This is a genomic window from Mammaliicoccus sp. B-M6 (assembly GCF_022386965.1).
GTDB lineage: Bacteria > Bacillota > Bacilli > Staphylococcales > Staphylococcaceae > Mammaliicoccus > Mammaliicoccus sciuri_A.
Genome location: NZ_JAJNHJ010000015.1, coordinates 13127 through 35399 on the forward strand (window position 1 = coordinate 13127; position 22273 = coordinate 35399).

General features: G+C 30.5%; 25 protein-coding genes. 6 read left to right on the forward strand and 19 right to left on the reverse strand.

The genetic code is table 11. The features are described 5' to 3' along the window. Positions 1-9 precede the first annotated feature (9 nt). The 14 genes from LQ693_RS07305 to LQ693_RS07370 form a co-directional block, all read right to left on the reverse strand. A complete protein-coding gene (locus tag LQ693_RS07305; RefSeq protein WP_103362008.1) occupies positions 10-930 on the reverse strand; it encodes an ABC transporter permease in 921 nt (306 codons plus the stop codon). After that, the gene (locus tag LQ693_RS07310) at positions 927-2093 is read right to left on the reverse strand and encodes an ABC transporter permease (RefSeq protein ID WP_103362007.1); all 1167 of its coding nucleotides are present in this window, start codon (positions 2091-2093) and stop codon (positions 927-929) included. The genes LQ693_RS07305 and LQ693_RS07310 overlap by 4 nt, the downstream gene beginning before the upstream one ends. Before the next feature lie 18 nt (positions 2094-2111). Then, positions 2112-3611 (reverse strand): DUF6583 family protein, encoded by a 1500-nt coding sequence (locus tag LQ693_RS07315; protein ID WP_119475075.1) that lies wholly within the window; start codon positions 3609-3611, stop codon positions 2112-2114. Between the two features lie 77 nt (positions 3612-3688). Beyond that, a complete protein-coding gene (locus LQ693_RS07320) occupies positions 3689-4297 on the reverse strand; it encodes a C39 family peptidase (RefSeq protein ID WP_103362005.1) in 609 nt (202 codons plus the stop codon). Positions 4298-4444: 147 nt separating this feature from the next. Beyond that, positions 4445-4669, reverse strand: coding sequence for a transcriptional regulator, SarA/Rot family (locus tag LQ693_RS07325; RefSeq protein ID WP_311405042.1), 225 nt, complete (start codon positions 4667-4669; stop codon positions 4445-4447). Beyond that, a complete protein-coding gene (locus LQ693_RS07330) occupies positions 4662-4799 on the reverse strand; it encodes a hypothetical protein (RefSeq protein WP_232151781.1) in 138 nt (45 codons plus the stop codon). Before LQ693_RS07330 ends, LQ693_RS07325 begins: the two co-directional genes overlap by 8 nt. Before the next feature lie 419 nt (positions 4800-5218). After that, positions 5219-5572, reverse strand: a complete 354-nt coding sequence (locus LQ693_RS07335) for a DoxX family protein (protein ID WP_025906850.1) — start codon at positions 5570-5572, stop codon at positions 5219-5221. Continuing rightward, the gene (locus tag LQ693_RS07340) at positions 5572-6624 is read right to left on the reverse strand and encodes an LLM class flavin-dependent oxidoreductase (RefSeq protein WP_107596667.1); all 1053 of its coding nucleotides are present in this window, start codon (positions 6622-6624) and stop codon (positions 5572-5574) included. The genes LQ693_RS07335 and LQ693_RS07340 overlap by 1 nt, the downstream gene beginning before the upstream one ends. A gap of 128 nt (positions 6625-6752) precedes the next feature. Then, positions 6753-7115 (reverse strand): hypothetical protein, encoded by a 363-nt coding sequence (locus LQ693_RS07345; protein ID WP_239702941.1) that lies wholly within the window; start codon positions 7113-7115, stop codon positions 6753-6755. Positions 7116-7141: 26 nt separating this feature from the next. Then, positions 7142-7690 carry a tubby C-terminal domain-like protein gene (locus LQ693_RS07350; RefSeq protein ID WP_239702940.1) on the reverse strand — a complete coding sequence of 183 codons (549 nt, stop codon included), beginning with the start codon at positions 7688-7690 and terminating at the stop codon, positions 7142-7144. Between the two features lie 30 nt (positions 7691-7720). Then, a complete protein-coding gene (locus LQ693_RS07355; RefSeq protein WP_119494608.1) occupies positions 7721-8467 on the reverse strand; it encodes a transcriptional regulator, SarA/Rot family in 747 nt (248 codons plus the stop codon). Positions 8468-8481: 14 nt separating this feature from the next. After that, on the reverse strand, positions 8482-8883 hold the full coding sequence (locus tag LQ693_RS07360) for a hypothetical protein (RefSeq protein ID WP_107590389.1): 402 nt from the start codon (positions 8881-8883) through the stop codon (positions 8482-8484). Positions 8884-8980: 97 nt separating this feature from the next. After that, the gene (locus tag LQ693_RS07365) at positions 8981-10018 is read right to left on the reverse strand and encodes a helix-turn-helix domain-containing protein (protein WP_119651315.1); all 1038 of its coding nucleotides are present in this window, start codon (positions 10016-10018) and stop codon (positions 8981-8983) included. 13 nt (positions 10019-10031) lie between these two features. Continuing rightward, the gene (locus LQ693_RS07370; protein WP_119494958.1) at positions 10032-10502 is read right to left on the reverse strand and encodes a hypothetical protein; all 471 of its coding nucleotides are present in this window, start codon (positions 10500-10502) and stop codon (positions 10032-10034) included. A 489-nt stretch (positions 10503-10991) separates the two neighbouring features. On the opposite strand from LQ693_RS07370, the gene LQ693_RS07375 reads away from it, so the two are divergent. Beyond that, the gene (locus tag LQ693_RS07375) at positions 10992-11771 is read left to right on the forward strand and encodes a CHAP domain-containing protein (protein WP_025906857.1); all 780 of its coding nucleotides are present in this window, start codon (positions 10992-10994) and stop codon (positions 11769-11771) included. A 45-nt stretch (positions 11772-11816) separates the two neighbouring features. On the opposite strand, the gene nhaC is transcribed toward LQ693_RS07375, so the two are convergent. Next, a complete protein-coding gene (gene nhaC, locus LQ693_RS07380; RefSeq protein WP_103361999.1) occupies positions 11817-13217 on the reverse strand; it encodes a Na+/H+ antiporter NhaC in 1401 nt (466 codons plus the stop codon). Positions 13218-13596: 379 nt separating this feature from the next. Between nhaC and LQ693_RS07385 the strand changes: the two genes are divergently transcribed. The 3 genes from LQ693_RS07385 (at position 13597) to LQ693_RS07395 (ending at position 16222) form a co-directional block, all read left to right on the forward strand. Next, entirely contained in the window at positions 13597-14157 is a 561-nt protein-coding gene (locus LQ693_RS07385; RefSeq protein WP_119475367.1) for a CHAP domain-containing protein, read from the forward strand. A gap of 145 nt (positions 14158-14302) precedes the next feature. Further along, positions 14303-14701, forward strand: a complete 399-nt coding sequence (locus tag LQ693_RS07390) for a DUF4870 domain-containing protein (protein WP_103361998.1) — start codon at positions 14303-14305, stop codon at positions 14699-14701. Positions 14702-14920: 219 nt separating this feature from the next. Next, the gene (locus LQ693_RS07395) at positions 14921-16222 is read left to right on the forward strand and encodes a cation:dicarboxylate symporter family transporter (RefSeq protein WP_239733109.1); all 1302 of its coding nucleotides are present in this window, start codon (positions 14921-14923) and stop codon (positions 16220-16222) included. A gap of 40 nt (positions 16223-16262) precedes the next feature. On the opposite strand, the gene gmpC is transcribed toward LQ693_RS07395, so the two are convergent. From gmpC to LQ693_RS07410, 3 genes are read right to left on the reverse strand one after another with little or no spacing between them, the layout of a single operon-like run. Then, a complete protein-coding gene (gene gmpC, locus LQ693_RS07400; RefSeq protein ID WP_025906862.1) occupies positions 16263-17105 on the reverse strand; it encodes a dipeptide ABC transporter glycylmethionine-binding lipoprotein in 843 nt (280 codons plus the stop codon). A gap of 27 nt (positions 17106-17132) precedes the next feature. After that, on the reverse strand, positions 17133-17792 hold the full coding sequence (locus LQ693_RS07405; protein ID WP_025906863.1) for a methionine ABC transporter permease: 660 nt from the start codon (positions 17790-17792) through the stop codon (positions 17133-17135). Further along, positions 17792-18811, reverse strand: a complete 1020-nt coding sequence (locus tag LQ693_RS07410) for a methionine ABC transporter ATP-binding protein (RefSeq protein WP_119494798.1) — start codon at positions 18809-18811, stop codon at positions 17792-17794. Before LQ693_RS07410 ends, LQ693_RS07405 begins: the two co-directional genes overlap by 1 nt. A 261-nt stretch (positions 18812-19072) precedes the next feature. Here LQ693_RS07410 and LQ693_RS07415 point away from each other — a divergent pair, with 261 nt between their 5' ends. Together LQ693_RS07415 and LQ693_RS07420 are read left to right on the forward strand one after the other, a co-directional pair. Next, complete coding sequence (locus LQ693_RS07415) at positions 19073-19384, forward strand: DUF485 domain-containing protein (protein ID WP_025906865.1); 312 nt, start codon at positions 19073-19075, stop codon at positions 19382-19384. Next, positions 19381-20928 carry a solute symporter family protein gene (locus LQ693_RS07420; protein WP_103361997.1) on the forward strand — a complete coding sequence of 516 codons (1548 nt, stop codon included), beginning with the start codon at positions 19381-19383 and terminating at the stop codon, positions 20926-20928. The genes LQ693_RS07415 and LQ693_RS07420 overlap by 4 nt, the downstream gene beginning before the upstream one ends. A gap of 206 nt (positions 20929-21134) precedes the next feature. On the opposite strand, the gene LQ693_RS07425 is transcribed toward LQ693_RS07420, so the two are convergent. Further along, positions 21135-22262, reverse strand: coding sequence for an FAD-dependent monooxygenase (locus LQ693_RS07425; protein WP_119494797.1), 1128 nt, complete (start codon positions 22260-22262; stop codon positions 21135-21137). Positions 22263-22273 lie beyond the last annotated feature (11 nt).

Below are 22273 nucleotides of genomic sequence, written 5' to 3' on the forward strand. Positions count from 1 at the left end.
ATACACCTCCTAAACTTGAAAAAACAAATAAAGACAACTTATTGCGATAGACCATATGATAGACATAAATAATTTATGACTAAGCGTATTTATTTTAAATAAGAATATGCTTAAGACACTTTCATATATAATCAATGTCATCAATAAGACTAAATAAAATACGATGCTTAATGACCATGATAATAGTAAGCTCGTGATAACTACAATCGCGAATAATAATATGACATGACTCAATATATAATACGTATATAATTTTAATTTGGTTCCACTAAACATCATGAGTCGCTCTAGTGCAGCATTTTGTTTCAGTCGTTGATGCAATACAATTTGACTACAACTTACAATTAATAGTAATGCAACATATACTGCTGCACCAATCGAAACATCTGAATGTTTTTGAACTGCATGGTGTTCCATTTTAGAGTGAGGTGTATTTTTAATATACGCTTTTTTAATTTTTTGCATCGATACATCTTGTTTAGATTTCTTTAAATGATCTTCAATAATGACGGGTATTTGTTGTTTGTATAAAGCTTTACTCGTCACTTCTAAAGCAATTTCTCCAATGAAATCATCTTTGTAATATAACGGAATGCTATCACGCAAACGATTTTCTTTTAACCGTTCACTAAAATCATCAGGTATTTGTAAGCTTACGATTGCTTGCTTTTTTTGAATGACATCATCAATATATGCCTCATTCTTTGATAAATGTATAACTTCTAAATATTTTGTTTGCTCTAAAGTGTGCACTAGCTCTTTTGAAGATTGAGATTCATCCAAATCTTGAACAGCTATTGGCATTTTAAATAATTGATTGCTAGATGCTTGAACACCTACAATGATCAATATTGTTATTAACAGCAATGCCACTAAAGTTACATATTGTTTCCATTGCTTTTTAACAACTAAATGAAAGATTGATTTCATCGGCGATACCTCCAATACAAAGCAGAGATCACTAATACAAACATTATACCTAAATGCCAATAATACATTGGATGCGTGTCAATGATGTAATTATTTAAAAGTAATTCTACTAGTTGATTAAAAACAATTGAAAACGGTAATGCCTCAATCATTCCTGCACTCAAACTTTTCAAATAAATGATTGGAATCACAGTACCAGATAACAATAATATTACTAACGTTAATAAAACTTTGAACAAATAATTTAATATATTTCTAAACGCAATATCAATAAAGAGAAAAACTAAAAATATCATGACTAAATAATAAGCAATATCTAAGCTAATTTGCCAAATATTATACATTTCGAATTCTGGTTTAAGAAAATGTATGATGACCCATAAACCAAGTATGCTCCAAAGCGTTGTATAGAAAAGACTAAACACACCTCTTACAATTGTTAACTTTTCATAAGAGAAATGATACATACTTAATCGTTCTTTTAATGCATCTTTTTGATTCATTTTTAAAATGCTAAAAATTGAAAAGAAAAAGAAAAAGATAGATACAAAATAAGTTGAAATTGTGTAATAGCCGAACGTATCAAATACTTTGATAGGCTCATCATTAAAGGATCCGCTTCTATTTAACCCAGTAAATAACATATCCGTCATCATCGTTAACAATTCATTTTCGGATGCACTAGGATAAAGAGATGTATATGACATAGCCCCCCCCATCGACAACATTAAACGGCTATAGACCGAATCTGTTAGCTGTAAAATAATAATACTTTCAACTGATTGTTTATCATATGTATTCACAACTATTGGTAACTCACCATTTTTATAAAATGCTTTTGTCATGCCATCTTTAAAGACAAAGTAGCCATCTATTTTCTTTTTTGATAATAGTTGTCGTGCTTTCTCTTCATTATAATGTTTAATAGACAAATCATTTCCGAGTGATTGCCCATCGCCTATCGCATTTAAAATTAACTTTGTTTCTTTAGATTGGTCTTTATCTACGATTCCAATCGTAAACGCCTGATCTTTTTCGTTTACTTGGTTAACCCCAATCATAACGGCCAACACAGCTAAAAATAATAATAAAATATATGCAATCAAATACCACTTTTTAATTAAAAAAGAGTGGTATATGTTGAACAATTTTATTGTCGACATATAACCACTCCTCTCTAATTATTGAATATCTTTTGCAAGATCTTCTCCTAAATCTTGTAGCTTATCTTCTATTTCTTTTGTTAAATCATCAACTTCTGAATCTGATAATGTATTAAAGTCAATCGCGCCATCTTTCTTGAATTTAATGTCTTTTTTCAGTTCAGTTTTACCATCCATAATTAATTTAATATTTTCACCATTCACATCGAAATCAACATTTAATTTTTGTTTTTGTTGATTGTTTTTAGTGTCTGTTGTTAAATTATGGTCGTAATTTAAATCGAAGCTTTGACCGCTAGATGGTGCAATCGTCACTTTACCTTTATCTGTACGTTTGTCTCCATCAACTTTAGATTTATTATCTAATTTTAATGTTGTTGTAGAGTATGAATTTTCATTGATTTCTAAATCATACTTATCGCTAATTTCATCTTTACCAGTTGATTTACCTTTAAGTGTAAGTCCACCGTCTTCACCTGGTGCTGATACTTTATAATCTACTTGAACGCCATCATCGATCACATTTGTACCTTGTATTCTAACTTTTTCATTATCTTTATTTGTAATTGTTAAGTCACGTTTCAAGATTTCTTTACCGTCTACGTAAATGATAGATTTCACTTTAGGATAATTCTTTACATCTTCATCTTTAGCTTTTTTCAATAAATCTTTAATTTCTTTATCGTACTCTTTTACATTACCTTGTTTTTCTACAATGTTTTTAATATCTTCATCTTTTTTAGCTTCTTCAAGAATTGCTACAACGATTTTCTTAGTATCTTTTTCACTTAAGTTCATTGTTACTTTTTTCAATTCTTTTTCATCATCAAAAATCTTAACTTTTTCTTTGTCTTTTTCAAAGTTATCATCATCTAATTGATCAACAAATAAGTCACTATATCTTTTTGAGATTTTGTCGATTTGATCTTGAGAGATTTGAGAGCTTGATAAGATCGTATTTAAATTTAAAGAATCATTTGTGATTTCTTGTCCATCTGTTGAATCTAATGATTCACCAGTAGCTTTTTCGATTCCTTTTTTAATTTCATTATTTTTTACTTTATATATGTCTTTAAATAATGGTGTTTCTAAATATTGATTATTTTTGTCTGCACTCCATTGGAAGTTACCAATCTTGTTGTCTGCAATTGTAGGTTCAATACCTAATTTAGAGTTTTTCGCTTTAGGATCATGCCCAACATTAAAGACAATATTCGTTGAGTCGATAACTGACTTTGGTATGCCTAATTGAGAAACTAATGAATCTGATACTTCTGCTCCAAATTTGAATGATGTTTTATAAGATTCATCTTTCATTTTATCTTGGAATTCAGTTTCGTTTTCAAATCTGTCGTTAAAGTATTCTTTCCAAGATTTTGCTGATTCTTGTTCACTTAATAAATATGTATTCTTTGGCGTATTTGTTAGAAAATAATATGTTGCTGCGCCACCAATTCCTACTATTGCAAGAAAGGCTACTACAATTCCTATAATTAGTAACTTTAATTTAGTAGACATTTAAACACCTCTTTTTAAAATTTATAACCATATCATAACAAATGTTACAACATTATGACATAATATTTTAAAAATAATTATATTTTTTTGTAAATACACATTTTTCCTGGCGTATTATAACTCATATTCATTTTATTTTTTTTCATTTTGATAATTTGATATTTGGATGGCCATAATGCTGGTATATATGCATACCCCAATATTTGCTTCCATAAAGGATCTATATAATAGTAATACTCATCATCATATCCAATTAATAAAGTTACATGGATATTAGTAACATAGGATTTACCTTTATCACCGATTTTAAAAATTTTGCGAATCGGTTTAGCTCCTAATGTCGTATGATATATTACAACCGGATGACTTTTATCAATTATCTTCTCTAGATCTTCAAGTTCAGTACCCGTACCATCAATAATTTCTGAATCATATCTATTTAGAAATTCTGCAAGTACATTCGGAAAAATAGTTTGATGATGGCCAAATTTGATTAGAAAATGATTGCCTACATATCCCTTTTCTGGGTTATCTGAATGTGTTGGCCACTTTCTCATAATAGTCGTTGCATTAATATCTTTATTATAGTAATTAAGCAGCATCGAACTTGCCGTACCTTCACACCCCATAACCATTGGTATAGGAAATAATTGACTTTTCGGTTTAACATTTAAAATTATGCCCATAAAGGTTCTCCTTTTACGATATCTTCTTAAATAAATACATTTGTTTATACATATAATATATCATTTAACATTTAACTACATAGTATAAGAAAGCGGGACAGAGCATCTTTTACTAAAAAGATTTCTTTATCCCGCTTCTCGATATTATTATAGTATTTCAGCTTCAATTTCCATTAATAATTTTTTTATCTTTTTATGTTGAATTTTAGATACTTGAATAGCGACAGTTCTCTCATCCTGATCATTTCTTTTCTTAGAAATAAGCCCTTTTTCTTTTAAGTTTTGTACGGCTTTTGAAATATAGTACGGCTTAAATTTAGATTGTTTAATGATATCTTTAACGTTGTAACAATCTTTCTCGCCTCTATATATAAACTAAAATATATATTTCTTCGAACGAGAGTGCAAATTGACTTTTGATATTTGCGACATAATCTTTAGACTTCTTAGTTGTAACAACTAATTCAACGATATTTCTGATTGGTACCGATACTGATTCCATTGCAAATCAACTCCTCAAAATAATTTAATAAATTGTTGAATTGGTATATTGTGCAATCTTTAGTATCTATAGCATTTTCCCTTTCAACACAATGATTTAATAATATTTATTATTTTATAATGACTTTTAAAAACATTTAATAAATTTTCAAATATTGACTTTTCAACATTTTTGTTTTTCATATAAACCCTTTTATATCAATCTCTACAGCGTTCAATTTACAAAAAAAATCACCCATGTACATAGTTTGTATTTAAGAATTTTTAAAAGTTTATTACTTTTTAAATATAAAGAATTCCTGTCATAAATTGAATAATATATAATATTAAAGATTATGATTTTTCTTTTGTATTTGCATCATTTTGAAATAAACAAAAAAATCTGGCACATCAAAATGTACCAGATTTAAAGATTGTATATTATTTTTTCTTACCTAATGTATCAACGAAACTTAATGCAGATAAACCTAAAAGTGTTAAAGCATGTTTAGCACCTTTAAAGCCATGTCCAGCTTCATAGTGTTTATATGCTGCAACTGTCATAACAGAACCTACAAGTACTGAACCTAATCTTGATAAAGATTTGTTGCAAGCACTTAAGAATAAGAAGATTGAACCTACTAGTTCAAGTCCACCAGCTAATTTCATAGCATTTCTTGAAAGGCCGAATCCTTCTTCGAATTGTTGAGCCATACCGTCGTCATCTTTCACTTTTGGTTGACTTGAATCAAAAATTTGTTTACCTACATATACATTTAATAAATATCTTAACATTACTTAATTTCCTCCTTATTTTTCATATATTCATCTACAATCGGTTTAACTTGTTCACCTAATAGTTGAATAGATTTTAATACTTTTTCATGCGGCATAGAGCCTACTGGTAAATGTAACATAAATCGATTAATACCTAAATCTTCATGCAGTTTAATAATTTTAGCTGCAACTGTTTCAGGACTTCCAACAAACAATGCACCATGAACAATTTCTTGTTCGAATTTTCCCATTGAATATGGTGGCCATCCACGTTCTCGGCCTAATTGATTTATAACATATGCACTTGATGGATAATATTCTTCCATAGCTTTTTCATCAGTTTCAGCAATGTAACCCCATGAGTGTGTCGCTACAGGTAATTTAGATGTATCAAAACCATTTGATTCAGCAACAGCTTTGTACATTGCCACATTACGTTTAAAACGACTTGGCGCCCCTCCTATAATAGCATAAGTGATAGGTAATCCCAATTTTCCTGCTCTCATAGAAGATTCTGGATTTCCTCCAGTTGCTAACCAAATAGGCAATTTATCTTGAACTGCTCTTGGAAATACTTTTAAATGATCAATTGCCGCTCTTGTTTGTCCTTGCCAAGTTACGGTTTCATTTTCATTAATTTGCATTAATAAATCTAATTTTTCTTTATATAGTAAATCGTAATCTTTTAAGTCGTATCCGAAGAGTGGAAATGACTCAATAAATGAACCTCTACCTGCCATAATTTCTGCTCTACCATTACTAATCGCATCTAATGTAGCGAATCTTTGATAGACCCTAACAGGATCGTCAGATGATAATACTGTTACAGCTGATGACAATCTAATATTTTTAGTTTGACTAGCCGCAGCTGCTAACACTGTAACTGGATCTGATACTGCATAATCTTCTCTATGATGCTCCCCTAATCCATAAACATCTAATCCTACTTGATCAGCTAGCTTAATTTCTTCAACAATTTGATTAATTCTTTCGTGTGCAGGGAAAGGTTTGTCCACACCATTAATTGGAGAGATTTCAGCAAATGATGATAATCCTAATTCAAATTTCATGCTCTCACCTCGATATAATTATTATACTAGATATAATTATAGTACTAATTCTCCATTTGTCAATAATATTAATCAAAATAAAAAATAGCACATAAACTTCTGCAGAAGTTTATGTGCTATTTTTCTTTTTAATGATTATGTTCTAAATTGCATAACTTGATAATAGACTGTTTTAAAGGCATCTCTTGTTCATAAATCCTTAACTGATCGATTGTTTCTGGATTTAAATAAATACACTTTTTAGGTTCTCCATTTTGAAATGCAACAATTGCTTCACCATCATCACTACCTTCAAACATTCTATCGACGTCTGAAAAATATTGACTTAAAATATAAATTAATGCATCACTATATCTTTCACGGTCTTGTTTATATAATTCAACTTGATTATCTTGTATATAATACGCATCAACAATGGTCATGCCTTTCACTTCAGATATTTCATGCGTGATATTTTGACTCAGTTGTTCTTTCTTAAAAAATTTAAACAACGTAAACGATCCCCTTCATTTATCAATTAATTAGATTTACTTCTTTGATATTCCTGATACTCAAAAAATACTTGGAATAGCATGATTAACATTGCAGGATGATATTTTGAATTAACAATATCAATATTATGATTGGATGCAATTTTAAATCTTTCAGACTTAGTCTCCATGACTAAATTATTTGCTTCATCTGTGACTTTTACAGATCTAGATATAAACCCTGATTCAAACAATAAAGTATCGTTTTTCTCACCATTAAATATTATTCTCGGTTTAAATCCAATTTTTGTTTCGAATGTACCTATTTTAGTATCGTTCTTAAATACTTCCCAAACAGTTTTAAAAGGTGTCTTTAACTTTCCTTCTATCGATCTTTCTTGTAACACTTTAAAAGTGCCACCTTCAAATTCAATCATAAAATTATGTTTCTTTCTCCCTAATAACGCAAATGTTTCTTGTCTAGTGGATGTATAATATAAGCTTAGAATAAATGTAGGATTATTGTGTTCATCATAGACTTCTATTGGTTTTGTTGATGCACCGAAAAAGTTTTCTTTGAAATGATAATGTGACATATTAACCTCCTGAATGAGCTGTTATTATGCTCATTCTACCATAGCTAAATTTTGTTCACCATCTTTAACATTTTGTAATTTCAGTACATTTTCTATCATTAATTTAATTAACTTTTCTTTATCCTTCTTAATGGAAACTAATGCAATTCTTTCATCAGTTTTAGACCTTTCTTTATCAAGATAGTTTAATTTTACAAGTACTTTTATGGATTTATTGATTTTTACTAAATCCCATCCAAACTGACCTTTAATATCTTCTAGTGTTCGACACCCGTTATGAGACATCTCTATAAATAATAAAATCATAAATTGATCGATATTCATTTTATATTGATGATTGATATTAAAATGTATATCACTCATCACACGATTAATTTCTATCGCATAATCAACGAAATAGTCCGTATTTAAATCTGTAGAAATCTCATTTAAATTATGCTGAAAATCTATTTCTATTTGATTAATTAATTGAGATATTTTCGTTTTGTGACGAGTTTCTACTATTATAATAATTTTTCTCTCATCTTGCTTTAATCGTTCTTTTTTATAATAATTCAAATCATGTAAATAGGATATGACATGTGTTAACATCGTTTGATTAATACGAAGTACTTCTTTAAAATCTAAAGCTGTATATTTTCTTCTCTTTTGATTATCATTAATAAATTTCAAAATCTTTAAATGATAAATATTTAATGCGCAATTTTTCTTTAGTATTTTCTTCACTTGAAAATTTAAATAATTTAATTTCAATAATTCGTTCTTATATTCAGTCATAGCTCAATACCACCTTATTTTATTTTTTGTTTTATATAGATATGCTTAATGACATCAGCTGAAGAATCATAATCTATTACTAATTTTCTTGATTCTTTATCAAAATTTATTGTATTTATCTTATTACCAGTTTCCTCATTAAATTGCTGATTAATTGGCTTATTACGTTTAATACGAATATCGTGAATTCTATACTCAATATCCTCAATGTTCAATCCAGTAATATTTAGTTTTTGATGCAGCTTATTAAATAGTTTATTATTTGGAAAGATTAATAGCTGATATTCATTTAAATAATGCGTAACTAGAATATTGTCATTAAAAAACACGATATTTCCTCTTAATCTTTTTAAAGTTAATATTAATTCAAATAACTGATACTGACTTTCTTTATTTAATTGTAATTCTTTGATCATAAGGTGACTGCTCTGTGAAGGTATCATACTATCAATCCAAGTATCATCTATAATAATTGAAATTCTTTGCTTATACTCTAAACACCATTTAAATGTTTCAATAAGTGATTCGATTAGGGATTGTCGGTTGATATAAGATATTTAACGAAGAATTATTCTTTAATATAGTAGTTATTTCTCTGTCGGAGACTAATTCATGGTAAACTTTGCATGCAATTTGGTTATTTCCATCTATTATATGTGTCATTTGATTAGCTAAGTATTTATCGTAATCATTCAAAATTAATGTTACTTTTGAATCTTTCAATGTTTCATTTATCATTTTATAAACGTGATTATATTGGTAATATGTCATATTTAAATAGAAATGAAACTGCCTCTGTCCATAATAGTACGTGCAATCAATTAAATAATTTAATAGTCGCTTAAATCTATCTGCAAACACTTCTAAATTTTCATTTCTAGATAAATTTATTTCAAATGAAATCTCAAATTGGTGTTCTAATGAGAAAGAAAACATTTGATGCATCAATCTATTACTTTCAAAATTTGATTCGTTTAAAAGTTCATTAATTAAGTGATGCGAAAACATTAAACCGTATTGCCCAATTTCTTTTCTCATCGTTAATAACTTTGATTGCTGAAAATTATTAGTTAATGTTTCGATATTTCTGATATATATTAGTAAATTAGATGTTGGGAGCTTTGATGTTAATTGATCATCTAAATGAATATCTAAACTAATATAATCTGCAACATTATTTGTTAAATCTTTCAGTCGATGAGATATCTTATTTAAATTTTCAATAAGGTTTGTCCGTTTATTATTAAATGGGTAATACTGATCATTCGTGAGTTGCTTTCGATATTTTGCTGGTGTTATATGATACTTATCTCTAAAACTCGTTATAAAATTTGATTCATACGCAAATCCATTATCCCCTGCAATTTGTGTAATAGATTTTTTTGAATAGATTAAGTCAAATATCGCATATGATAAACGAATACTTTTTCTAAGTTCTCTAAATTTCATATCTGTTATTTCTTCTAGATTTTCTGAAAACCATCTCACTGATAAAATACAATTCGTCGCAACTTCAGCAATATATAATTTCTCTTTATAATGGTCATGCATATAATTGATAGCTTTATGTATATCGTTGTTTTATATCGTTGTTTAAATAATAATCATGATCTTCATCTACAATTCTATATAATCGTAATGTCATCATAAATTGCTTGATTGTATTAAACACATTTGTATCCATGTCATTTTTATATTTAATGTAATTGGCGAGCACCTTATTCATAAAATACTTAAGAACACTGTTATCAAGTTTATCTACATCAATATAGTACTTTTTCTCAAATTGAAAGAAATAATCAAGTTCACATCTGGATAAATACAAAGTGGCTATAACGGTATCTTCATTAGAATAAATACGATAATGTTCCAAATCATTAATGATTACAATATCATTTGCTTGATATATTTTTCTTTTTCCATTGATATAAATCTTACTACTTCCTTCTATTATAAATAGTAGTAATAAACCCATATTAAAATCAGATTGAATATTTAAAGGTTGGTAAATTTTTAAATTACTATCATATAACATGTCAAACACCTCAATTCCTTATGAAACATCTTTATTTACTATTCATGATAATTATAATTCAACAAATATTACTAAAAATACTTTATTCTTGACTTTTTATTATGAAGTTTTGTACTTATTTTAATCCTTTAGATGCAATATTCTTTTGTTTATTTGATATAATTTTTCGTATTATTATCCAAAGTCAATTATTTTATTATGTCTTAAATATTACAAACGTGTAACAAAGAATCGAGTTCAATACTTAAAAGTGCTTAAAAACGTTGATATTATAACGTTCTTTATTCAGTGTAAAATGTTCGGAATTATTACATGAAATCTTTAGATATTTAAATTAAATTACAAAGTTTTAACATTCAACACAAACTAAATAATTTCTGATAAAGTAGGTTTTGTTGATTAACAGCGAAGAAAAAAACTTATTAGAAAAAAAACATAAAACATATACGAAAAAATTATTTTTAAATTATCTAGGAGGATTTATTTATTATGAAGAAAATCGCAACAGCAGCAATCGCAACAGCAGGAATCGCAACATTTATGGCACATGACGCAGATGCAGCAGAAAATACACAAGGATATAATCCAAACGATCCATATTCTTATTCTTACAATTACACAATTGACCAACAAGGTAACTACCACTACACTTGGGAAGGTAACTGGAATCCATCTTCTCATTACGGTTACGAAGCTCAACAACAAGTAGCAACTAACACTGCTTCTTCAAATAACGAAGCAGCTTCAAATACAAATTATTCACAACCAGCATTCAATGCTGCGCCAAATGGTGGTGGTTTAGGAGATTCTCATAACACATCTTCAAACCAAAACAATGTTCGTGTAACAACTACACAAGCACCATCAACTAGCAACCATACAGCAACTACATCAAACTCAAGTTCAAATGTAAGCACTACAACTACATCAACTTCTCGCCCATCAACTGGTGGAGGAGCTAACTTATACACTGCAGGACAATGTACTTACTATGCATTCAGCAAACGTCCTGACTTAGGTAGCACTTGGGGAAATGCTAATAACTGGGCTAACGCAGCAGCACAATCTGGTTACACAGTAAATAACAACCCATCTGCAGGTTCAGTATTACAAACTACAGCTGGTGGATACGGTCACGTAGCTTACGTTGATAAAGTAAACTCTGACGGTTCTATCCAAGTTTCTGAAATGAACTACCAAGGTGTAGGTGTTGTTTCAACTCGTACTATCTCAGCTTCAGCAGCTGGTTCTTACAACTACATTCACTAAGATGAATATAAATAAAAAAGAGCAATCATTGCGATTGTTCTTTTTTTATGCATTTGTTTTTACTTTTTTAATACCGATACCTGTTATACCATAAAATGCTGCAAAGAACACACATAAATAACATGGTACAGTCCACCAGAAGAATTCTCCTAACGAAACACCCAATAAATCACGATAGTATATACCTGAAGTACCCCAAGGGATAAATGGCAACACCATTGTTCCACAATCTTCTAGCGTTCTTGATAAGTTCACACGATCTAAATTACGTTCATTATACATGTCCATTAACAATACACCTATCATAATAATCACGACAGATGCAACACCAGCTGCAAATACAAGAATTAAACTTCCAGCTATCGTAACTAATATCAAATGTGAATCTTTAGAAACTTTACTAGATATTGTCGTTAAAATAACTTTTAAACTACCGGATGCTTCTACAATACCCGCAAATGCATAACCACAGAAAATCGTTACAACAATTTCAGTCATACTCATAATGCCACCACGTTTTAACAGTTCTATCATTGAACTTGATGCATCATTTTCAGATAAGCCTGTCATATTGATATTAAAACCTTGCATCGTTACATTAAATGCATCTACAATTTCAAATCCATTATTAAACACACCTACAAACATTGCGACTAAACTAGATAATAACATCATCGGTACAGTAGGTTTTCCTATACTAATACCTAAGACGATAACAATGACTGGTACCCATACCCAAAAGTTTAAATTAAAAGCTGTATCAATATTACTCAGCAATTCATTTATTCTTTTGCTTTCTACATTTTTAGCATCAAATTGTAAGCCTGCTATAAACCATACAATAAGCCCAATAATTGATGCAGGTATTGTCGTCCACATCATATGTTGGATATGCTTAAAGATATTTACTTTTGTTACTAATGCAGCTAAATTTGTCGTATCAGAAAGTGGTGACATTTTATCTCCAAACACACCACCTGCTATTACAACACCTGCAACCATACCTATCGGAATATTCATTTCATTGGCAATCGCCATTAACGCTATGCCAGCAGTCCCAACTGATCCCCATGCAGTACCTGTAGCGACAGATGTAACGGCTGTTATGACAAATGCAGTTACTAAAAAGTATGTCGGATTGATCGTTTCTAAACCATAATAAATTAAAGCAGGTACAGTGCCTGAATACATCCACGTACCTATTAAAATACCGACTGCAAATATTATGTATATGGCTGGCATTGCAGTTGCTAACCTCTTTGTAATACCATCTTGTAAGTCTTCCCAAGTTAAGCCTACTCTAATGGCTATAAAGCTCGCATAAACCGCTGCAATAATTAATAAAGGTTGAATTGGATAATGTAGAATCCCAAAACCAATCAATACGACTAGCCCCATAAATAAAATCGTAGAAATTGCTTCAAATAAAGTTGGTAATCTCTTCATATAATGCCCCCTTCAATATACTTAGAAAACTAACCATATTATTTTATATATGAAAAAAGTAGTCGCAAATAATTTGCTAACTACTCTTTTTCAATGTTTTAATCCTTAACATAAATATTACAAGAAAATGACATTAATTTTCTAAAAATTCACCGTAAAACCTTATATTATCGGTATATTTTCTATATTACTGTTTGTCATAATTGGTCATAAATATTACTAAAATATTGTATCTGATTATGATTAAGTAACAACTGTATGAAAACACACACAAACATAAAAACTTCTGTTAAAGTATTATTTGTCGTCGGAAAACGACACAAACAAAACTAAAATTTAAATTTAAAACATATACGAAATTTACGGAGGATTATTTATAATGAAAAAATTAACAGCATTCGCAGTATTATCTACGGGATTAGCAACAACAATAATTGGAAATGGTGAAGCTTCAGCAGATACTTTGGATAACGCTCAAGCTCCAGTTCAAAACCAAACTCAAACTCAAAACTTTAACTATACTAATAACTATAGCCAAAATTACAACACTTCAAACATGAGTCAATCATTTACTTCTTCAGTAACACAAACAGCAACTCAAACTACAAGTTCATCAGCTAACTTATACACTGCTGGACAATGTACTTATTATGTATTTGATAAAAGACAAGCAGCTGGAGAACCAATTAGCTCAACTTGGGGAAATGCTAACCAATGGGCAGCTAATGCAGCAGCAGATGGTTACACTGTAAATAACACACCTAAAAAAGGTTCAATCTTACAATCAACAGCTGGTGCTTACGGTCACGTAGCATACGTTGAAAATGTAAACTCTGACGGTAGCGTTGAAGTTTCAGAAATGAACTACCAAGGTGAAGGTGTTGTATCAACTCGTACAATCTCAGCTTCAGAAGCTGGTTCTTACAACTACATTCACTAAGATTAATTGAATATCATTTAAAAAGGAGACTGGACATATCATTGTCTAGATCTCCTTTTTTGTTTATAAAATAATTAATTTATATTATTGATTGGCGGCATCGGTAAAAAAATGTATACTTGAATTAAGTTAGGAGGGATTATACATGAGTGAAAACGAACAAAATCCATTTCAACAAACTACAACACATTCGACATATGAAGATGTATCACAACACTTAGATACAACTGATGATGATAGATTATTCGGTATGCTTATATACTTAACAAGTTTCTTTGCTTCATTCTTTGCGCCACTTATCATTTGGTTAATTAAAAGAGAGAACTCTCCATTCGTTGATAGAATTGGTAAAGATTATTTGAATTTCTTTATTTCATATACGATTTGGGGAATCGTTGGTACCCTATTATGTTTAGTATTAGTAGGCTTTATTATATTACCAATATTAGCTATTTTAGCTTTTATCTTTACGGTTATCGGTGCTATCAAAGCATACAATGGAGAAACTTATTTACCACCATTATCAATTCGTATGATCAAATAACACTTTCAATTTTTGAAAGTGTTATTTTCCTTTTTTATAGTAAAACTGATTAAATACTAAAATTAAATTTCGTGATAGAATGACGTATACTCTTATAATCTTAAGAGTGACGTATTTTATGAATCCCTTTTTAAACGTTATTTGTGCAGTTCCATTTTTATGGAAAGGCATAATTTTTTTTGTACTTTATCACTACAGTGCTTTAAAGGAGGAGTTTTTTTGGATCAAAAAATTAAAAAACCGAGAAGAAGATATATAAGCTTACCGACACAAATATTAATCGCTTTAGTATTAGGTATTGTAGTAGGATACTTTTTACACGGACAAGACCATTTAATTAAATTCATTCGACCTATTGGAGATATCTTTTTAAACCTTATTAAAATGATTGTTATTCCAATTGTATTCTGTTCATTAGCATTATCAATTTCAAACGTTGGTGATATGCATACAGTTGGTAGATATGGTTGGAAAACGATTTTATACTTTGAAATCATCACGACAATTGCAATTGGGTTGGGCATTATATTCGGAAACTTATTCAAACCTGGATTAGGTATAGACGCAAACAAATTACCTAAAGGTGATATTTCTAAATATGAACAAACTGCTGATGCTGCAGAAAAATCTACTTATGGTAATCACATGATAGATACAATAGTTGGCATCATACCTACAAATATATTTGAAGCTTTAACAGCTGGAGAATTACTACCTATTATATTCTTTGCAGTATTCTTCGGATTAGCAATCGCTGCTGTTGGTGAAAAAGGTCAACCAGTTAAAGATGTATTAAGCGGAACATTAGAAGCTGTATTCTGGATGATACATAGAATATTAAGATTAGCGCCATACGGTGTATTTGCTTTTATCTGTGTAACGATTATGACATTTGGATTATCTGCTTTAATTCCATTAGTTAAGTTATTAGCTGTTGTTGTAGGTGCAATGGTATTCTTTATTATTGTTGTATTAGGGATTGTCGCAAAAATTTGTGGTATCAGCGTATTCTCTATTATTCGCATATTAAAAGACGACTTATTGTTAGCGTTCTCAACTTCAAGTTCAGAAACGGTTCTACCATCAGTAATGGAAAAAATGGAAAAGTTCGGTGCACCAAAAGATGTTGTTTCATTTGTTGTACCAACAGGATATACATTTAACCTTGATGGATCAGCTTTATATCAATCAATCGCAGCATTATTTGTTGCTCAGATGTATGGTGTTCATTTAACGCTTGTTGAACAGTTAATATTAATGTTTACATTAATGATTACATCTAAAGGTATGGCAGCTGTACCTGGTACTTCTATAGTTGTTCTTATTACAACATTAGGGTCTATGGGATTAAATCCAGAAGGACTTGCATTAATTATCGGTATAGACAGACTATTAGATATGACTAGAACATGTGTCAATGTTGTAGGTAACGCGTTATCAACAATTGTTATCTCTAAATGGGAAAACAAATATGACCATGAAAAAGGTCAAGAATATTTAAAAACATTAAAAAAAGCATAAAAAAAAGATTCGGCTAAGAGGAGCCGAATCTTTTTTTAATTTATTTAAGTGAATCCACAATTTCTTTAATTTCATCTTGTTTTAAATCAACAACAATTTCTCCATCTTTCGTATCTTCTTTTAAAGCATCTTTAGCTTCTTCTGAATGATATAATTTCGCAATTTTCTTGTATGTTTTATTATCTTTGTCTTTCGTATTTGCTGCGATAAAGTTGATATAAGGTTTAGCTGCATTAGCATCTGGATCTTCTAAGAAAATAGGATCTTTTTTAGGATCTAATCCAGCTTTTGAAGCTACACCATTATTGATAACAGCAATATCCACTTCATCTAATGCTCTCGCTGTTTGTTGTGCATCTACTGCTTTAATGTTTAAATTCTTTTTATTTTCAACTATGTCTTTAGGTCCACCACTTAAACCGAAGTTCTTATCTAATTTAATGTAACCTGCTTTTTCTAATAATTTTAACGCTCTTGCTTGGTTTGAAACATCATTTGGAATTACAACTTTAGCACCATTTTTTAAATCTTTAACATCTTTCAATTCTTTAGAGTATATGCCTAATGGCGCAAGCACTGTCGTTCTAATAGGAGTAATATCTGTACCTTTATTTGCTTTCTTAAATTGATCTAAAAATGCGAAATGTTGGAAGGCATTTAAATCAATATCTCCGTCTGATAAAGCTTTATTTGGAACATTGTAGTCTGAAAACTGTTTGATTTCAACTTCAATACCATCTTTTTTAGCTAATTCTTTAACTTTGTCCCAAACTGCTGTGTCATTTGATGCGATACCAATTGTGACTTTCTTATCGTCTTTCTTATCTCCACATGCTGCGAGTAATAATACTAATGCTACTAATAATGTTAAGACTTTCTTCATTTAAATTGCTCCTTTATATTAAAATATTTAACTTCTGCGTACTAATCTAGATAAGACATTACCTAGAGATTGAATAACTTGTACCATAATAACAAGTATAATAACGGTGATAACGATGACGATTGTATCAAATCTTTGATAGCCGTATGCAAGTGCTAAGTCACCTATTCCGCCTCCACCAACTGCCCCGGCCATTGCAGTAGCACCAATTAAACCAATAATTGAAGTCGTTAATGCTAAGATTAATGATCCTAGTGCTTCTGGTAATAAGAAATATCTAATAATTTGAATGGGTGAAGCACCCATTGAATGTGCAGCTTCAATAACACCAGAATTAACTTCTAATAATGAGTTTTCAACTAATCTTGCTATGTAAGGTGCAACATAAACAGTCAGTGGTACAATTGCTGCAGATGTACCTATAGAAGTACCTACAATTAATTTCGTAAAAGGTACGATCGCAATTAATAATATAATGAAAGGTAAAGATCTGAATATATTAATAATTGGATTGAGTAAATAATAAATGATGACATTTTCCCATATACCGTTTTTTCTAGTAATCACTAACAAAATGCCTAATGGAATACCAATTAATGCACCTAATACAAGTGACACAGTTACCATGTATAAAGTTTGATATATAGAATCTAACAATAGTGAAGAATCTAATGATGATCCGAACATTATGCACCAACCTCCTCAAATTCTATATTTAATGAATCTAAATGGGCAAAGCTTCTTCTAATTGCCCTGTCGTCACCTTTCAAACGTAACGTTAAGTACCCTACTGGTGTGCCTTGAATATCTGACATTGAAGCAAACAAGATATTAATTTGAACTTGATATTTTGTAATTAAGTCATTGATGATGGATTGTGTCACTTTCTCTCCATCTATATATAATTTAATGTCTGTTGCATGATGATCAGTTGGTATTAATTTTCTTAAATTATCTGATATATCTGTTGTAATAACTGTAGATACAAAATTCTTGGCTGTTGCTGTTTTAGGATGGCTGAAGACATCTAATACCGGTCCAATTTCGATTACTCTACCATTTTCCATCACTGCGACTTTGTTACAAATCTTCTGTATCACACTCATTTCATGTGTAATCAGTAGAATTGTGACTCCAAATTCTTCATTGACATTTTTTAATAATTTCAATATAGAATCTGTCGTTGCCGGGTCAAGTGCACTTGTTGCTTCGTCACATAATAATATTTTAGGATCTGTCACGAGTGCTCGTGCAATAGCCACTCTTTGCTTTTGTCCTCCAGATAGTTCATTAGGATATTGCTTTCCTTTATCCTCTAGACCAACAAACTTTAATAGTTCATCAACTTTGGCTTTAATTTTTTCTTTACTTGTACCTTGCAAAATAAGCGGCATCGCAACATTATTAAATACTGTCTTAGAATTTAATAGATTGAAATGTTGAAATATCATACCGATATTCTTCTTAACACTTTGTAATTCTTTCTTTGAATATTGATTGATGTCATGGCCATTAACAATGACCTCTCCCGTTGTTTTCTCTTCCAAAGCATTAACAAGTCTTATTAACGTACTTTTTCCTGCACCACTATATCCAATTACGCCAAAAATATCTTGTTCTTCGACTTTAAAACTGACATCTTTTAAAGCTTGGATTTTAGAATTCTTTTGCTGGAAAATTTTATTTACATTTTTAAATTCAATCATCTTATTTATCCCTTCCGAATTCTTATTAATATGATAAGAATTATATGGGTGTTTCCATTTATCGTCAATACTTATAATCAAATTTTTCTAAATATTCATTTATCTGGATTGTATTTTTTCTCTTTAATGATTGATTAACATTTTCTTAATGAATTTTTATTAATGTAAGCGCTATCAATAAATTATTGACAATTTTGTGAACAACAAATAAAATGAGAATTAAGATGTATTTTTACATCTATAAATAAGGGGGTTATGAGTATGGCAGAGCATGATTTCAAGCGTTTAGCAGCAGATCCAAAGTTTAAAGAACTTCTGAAAAAAAGAAATAATTTTATATTTCCTATCTCTATATTCTTTATTTTGGCAACACTCCTATTCCCAGTGTTGACTGGTTATACAAACATCTTGAATAATATTGCATTTTGGAATATCTCATGGGCATGGATTTACGCTTTATTATTATTCATTATGGTTTGGACACTTGTCACTTTGTACATGCGAAAAGCAAAATCTTTTGATAAAGATGCTGAGGAACTATTAAAAGCATATAGAGAGGAGCAAAACTTATGAATGTCATCGTCGTCGTTATGTTTTTAATATTTGTCGGGATCACATTGTTTATTACATATTTTGCATCTAAAAGAACACAATCAGCAAATGACTTCTACACTGCTGGTGGTGGCTTAACAGGTTGGCAAAATGGTTTGGCAATTGCAGGTGATTATTTATCAGCCGCTTCATTTTTAGGTATAGCAGGTGCCATCGCATTATGGGGGTTTGATGGTTTCTTCTATAGTATTGGTTATTTAACAGCTTATCTTATTGTGTTATACATCGTAGCTGAGCCGTTAAGAAACCTTGGTAAATATACTTTAGCAGATATGATTGCAGCACGATTTGAATTAAAAAAAGTAAGAGCTATGGCTGCAGTTTCTTCTATTACAATAGTTATATTCTATATGCTTGCACAACTCGTTGGTGCAGGTGCACTTATTCAATTACTATTTGGTATACCTTATACGCTCGCTGTTATTCTAGTTGGTATAATGATGACTATTTACGTATTATTTGGTGGTATGACAGCAACAAGCTGGGTACAAATGGTTAAAGCTGTATTACTTATGATTGGTACTGTAATTATTTCATTTTTAGTGTTATTACATTTTGACTTCAATCTTTCTACGATGTTTGGTGAAATGCATAACATTAAGTCATCTGATTTCAAAGGTGAATTTATTAATCCAGGTTCACAAGGTAAACCACCGTTAGATAACATCTCATTAATTATTGCGTTACTGTTTGGTACAGCTGGGTTACCACACATATTGATGCGATTCTTTACAGTTAAAGATGCTAAAACAGCAAGATCTTCTGTAATGTGGGCAACATGGATTATCGGTATCTTCTACATTTTAACAATCTTCCTTGGATTTGGTGCAGCAGCATTATTAACACGTGAAGAAATTATTGCAGCTAACCCTGCAGGTAATATGGCAGCTCCATTATTAGCAGCAAAATTAGGTGGAGATTTCTTAATGTCATTCGTTTCTGCCGTAGCATTTGCGACGATTTTAGCAGTAGTAGCAGGTTTAGTATTAACAGGCGCGTCTGCATTCGCACATGATATTTACGGGCAAGTTATTAAAAAAGGTAAAATAAGCGAACGTGAACAGATGAAAGCAGCAAAATTAGCTTCATTAACCGTTTCAGTTGTATCCATTATATTAGCCTTATTTGCTCAAAATTTAAACGTAGCATTCTTAGTATCATTAGCATTTTGTGTCGCAGCAAGTGCTAACTTACCTGTCATTGTATTTACGATATTTTGGAAGAGATTTAACACACACGGTGCCATCACAGGAATCGCTGTCGGCTTAATGGTGTCACTTATACTCGTTATTTTAAGTCCAAATGTCATGAATCCAGCAGGAACAGCATTTATAACAATGTCGCCAATATTCCCATTATCAAACCCTGCAATCATATCAGTACCAGCAGGCTTTATTGGTGCATTTTTAGGAACATTCCTAGGTAAATCAGAATCACATGATAAATTCCAAGAAGTCCAAGTTAAATCTGCAACTGGTATATCAACTTCAGATATAACACATTAAAAATTCGATAGTATTGTGGAAGTATTTAGGGACACAATTCTGAGTAATGTCCGTAACGGGCCGTGTTAGGGACACAATTCCAAATAATGTCCTTAATTAGACGATCCTAACTTCCATTTCTCAGAATTCTGGTAATTAGAACAACTTACTAACGCATTAAATGTCAAAAACCGCTTAGACTTCCATCGTGTCTAAGCGGTTTTTCCCTATTTTAATTTTGCTTTTTGTAAGAACTTCACTTTTTTGCTAAGTGATTTTGAAGATTTTTGTTTGAGCATTTTATTTCTTATTTTAATTTTTAAAGTACTTGATGATTGTGCTGCTTTACCGATTTTTCTTGATTTTAAGATGACTTTTTTAGTATGTTTCGTTCTTAATTTATCATATCGTTTTAAGGCTGATTCTATATCTCGATCGTTAATTAAATTCACTAATGTTACGGCATCTTCTATTGCTTGTCCTGCACCTTGTCCCATGTTCGGTGTTGTTGCATGTGCTGCGTCTCCCAACAGAACTACTCTATTTGAAACGAAAGATTTCAATGGTACGAGGTCGTACATATCATGATGTAATATGCCTGTTTCTTCTTGTGCATCTAATACAGTTCTTACTTCATTAGGGAATTGATTGAAGTATGCTTGAAGATGTGGTTTCTCAAATGACTTAAATTGCAAATCATTTTCTTTAGCATTCATTGTACAGAACCAGTATAATTCGTTGTCTTTTAAAGGTACAATGCCAAATCTTCCTTTATGTCCCCAATATTCTAAAGTAACATCTTGTTCGATATTTAACTTCTCGTTTACTACACCTCTGAAACAAGTGTATCCAGCATACTTAGGTGCTGATTTCGGATAAAGTTGTGTTCTTACTTTTGAATGTATACCATCTGCTGCAATTACTAAATCAAATTGTTCTTCTAAACCATTTGTAAAATAAAGCCGTACATCGTCAGCTGTTTGCTTAAATGTTTTGACTTCATGATTTAAATAAATATTATCTGTTGGTACATGTGTTTTTAAGATTTCATGTAACACTTTTCTATGAATCGTAATATTTTTATGTTCATCTTGATTCATCATTAATGAATTTAAAAATTCATCTAAATCAGTTCTAATTTCTATTTTTCTTAATGGCTGGCCTTCTTGCTCAATTGCATATGCCATTTTATATTGTTTCAATGCTTTAAGGACATTACTTCCAATACCTAAACCGGCACCATCTTGGTCTAAATTTCCACGTTGTTCATATACATAAACTTCATGTCCCGTTTGAGTTAGTAATCCAGCAGTCGTTAACCCACCGATGCCTGCCCCAATTACAGCAATTTTCATTTTGTTCACTA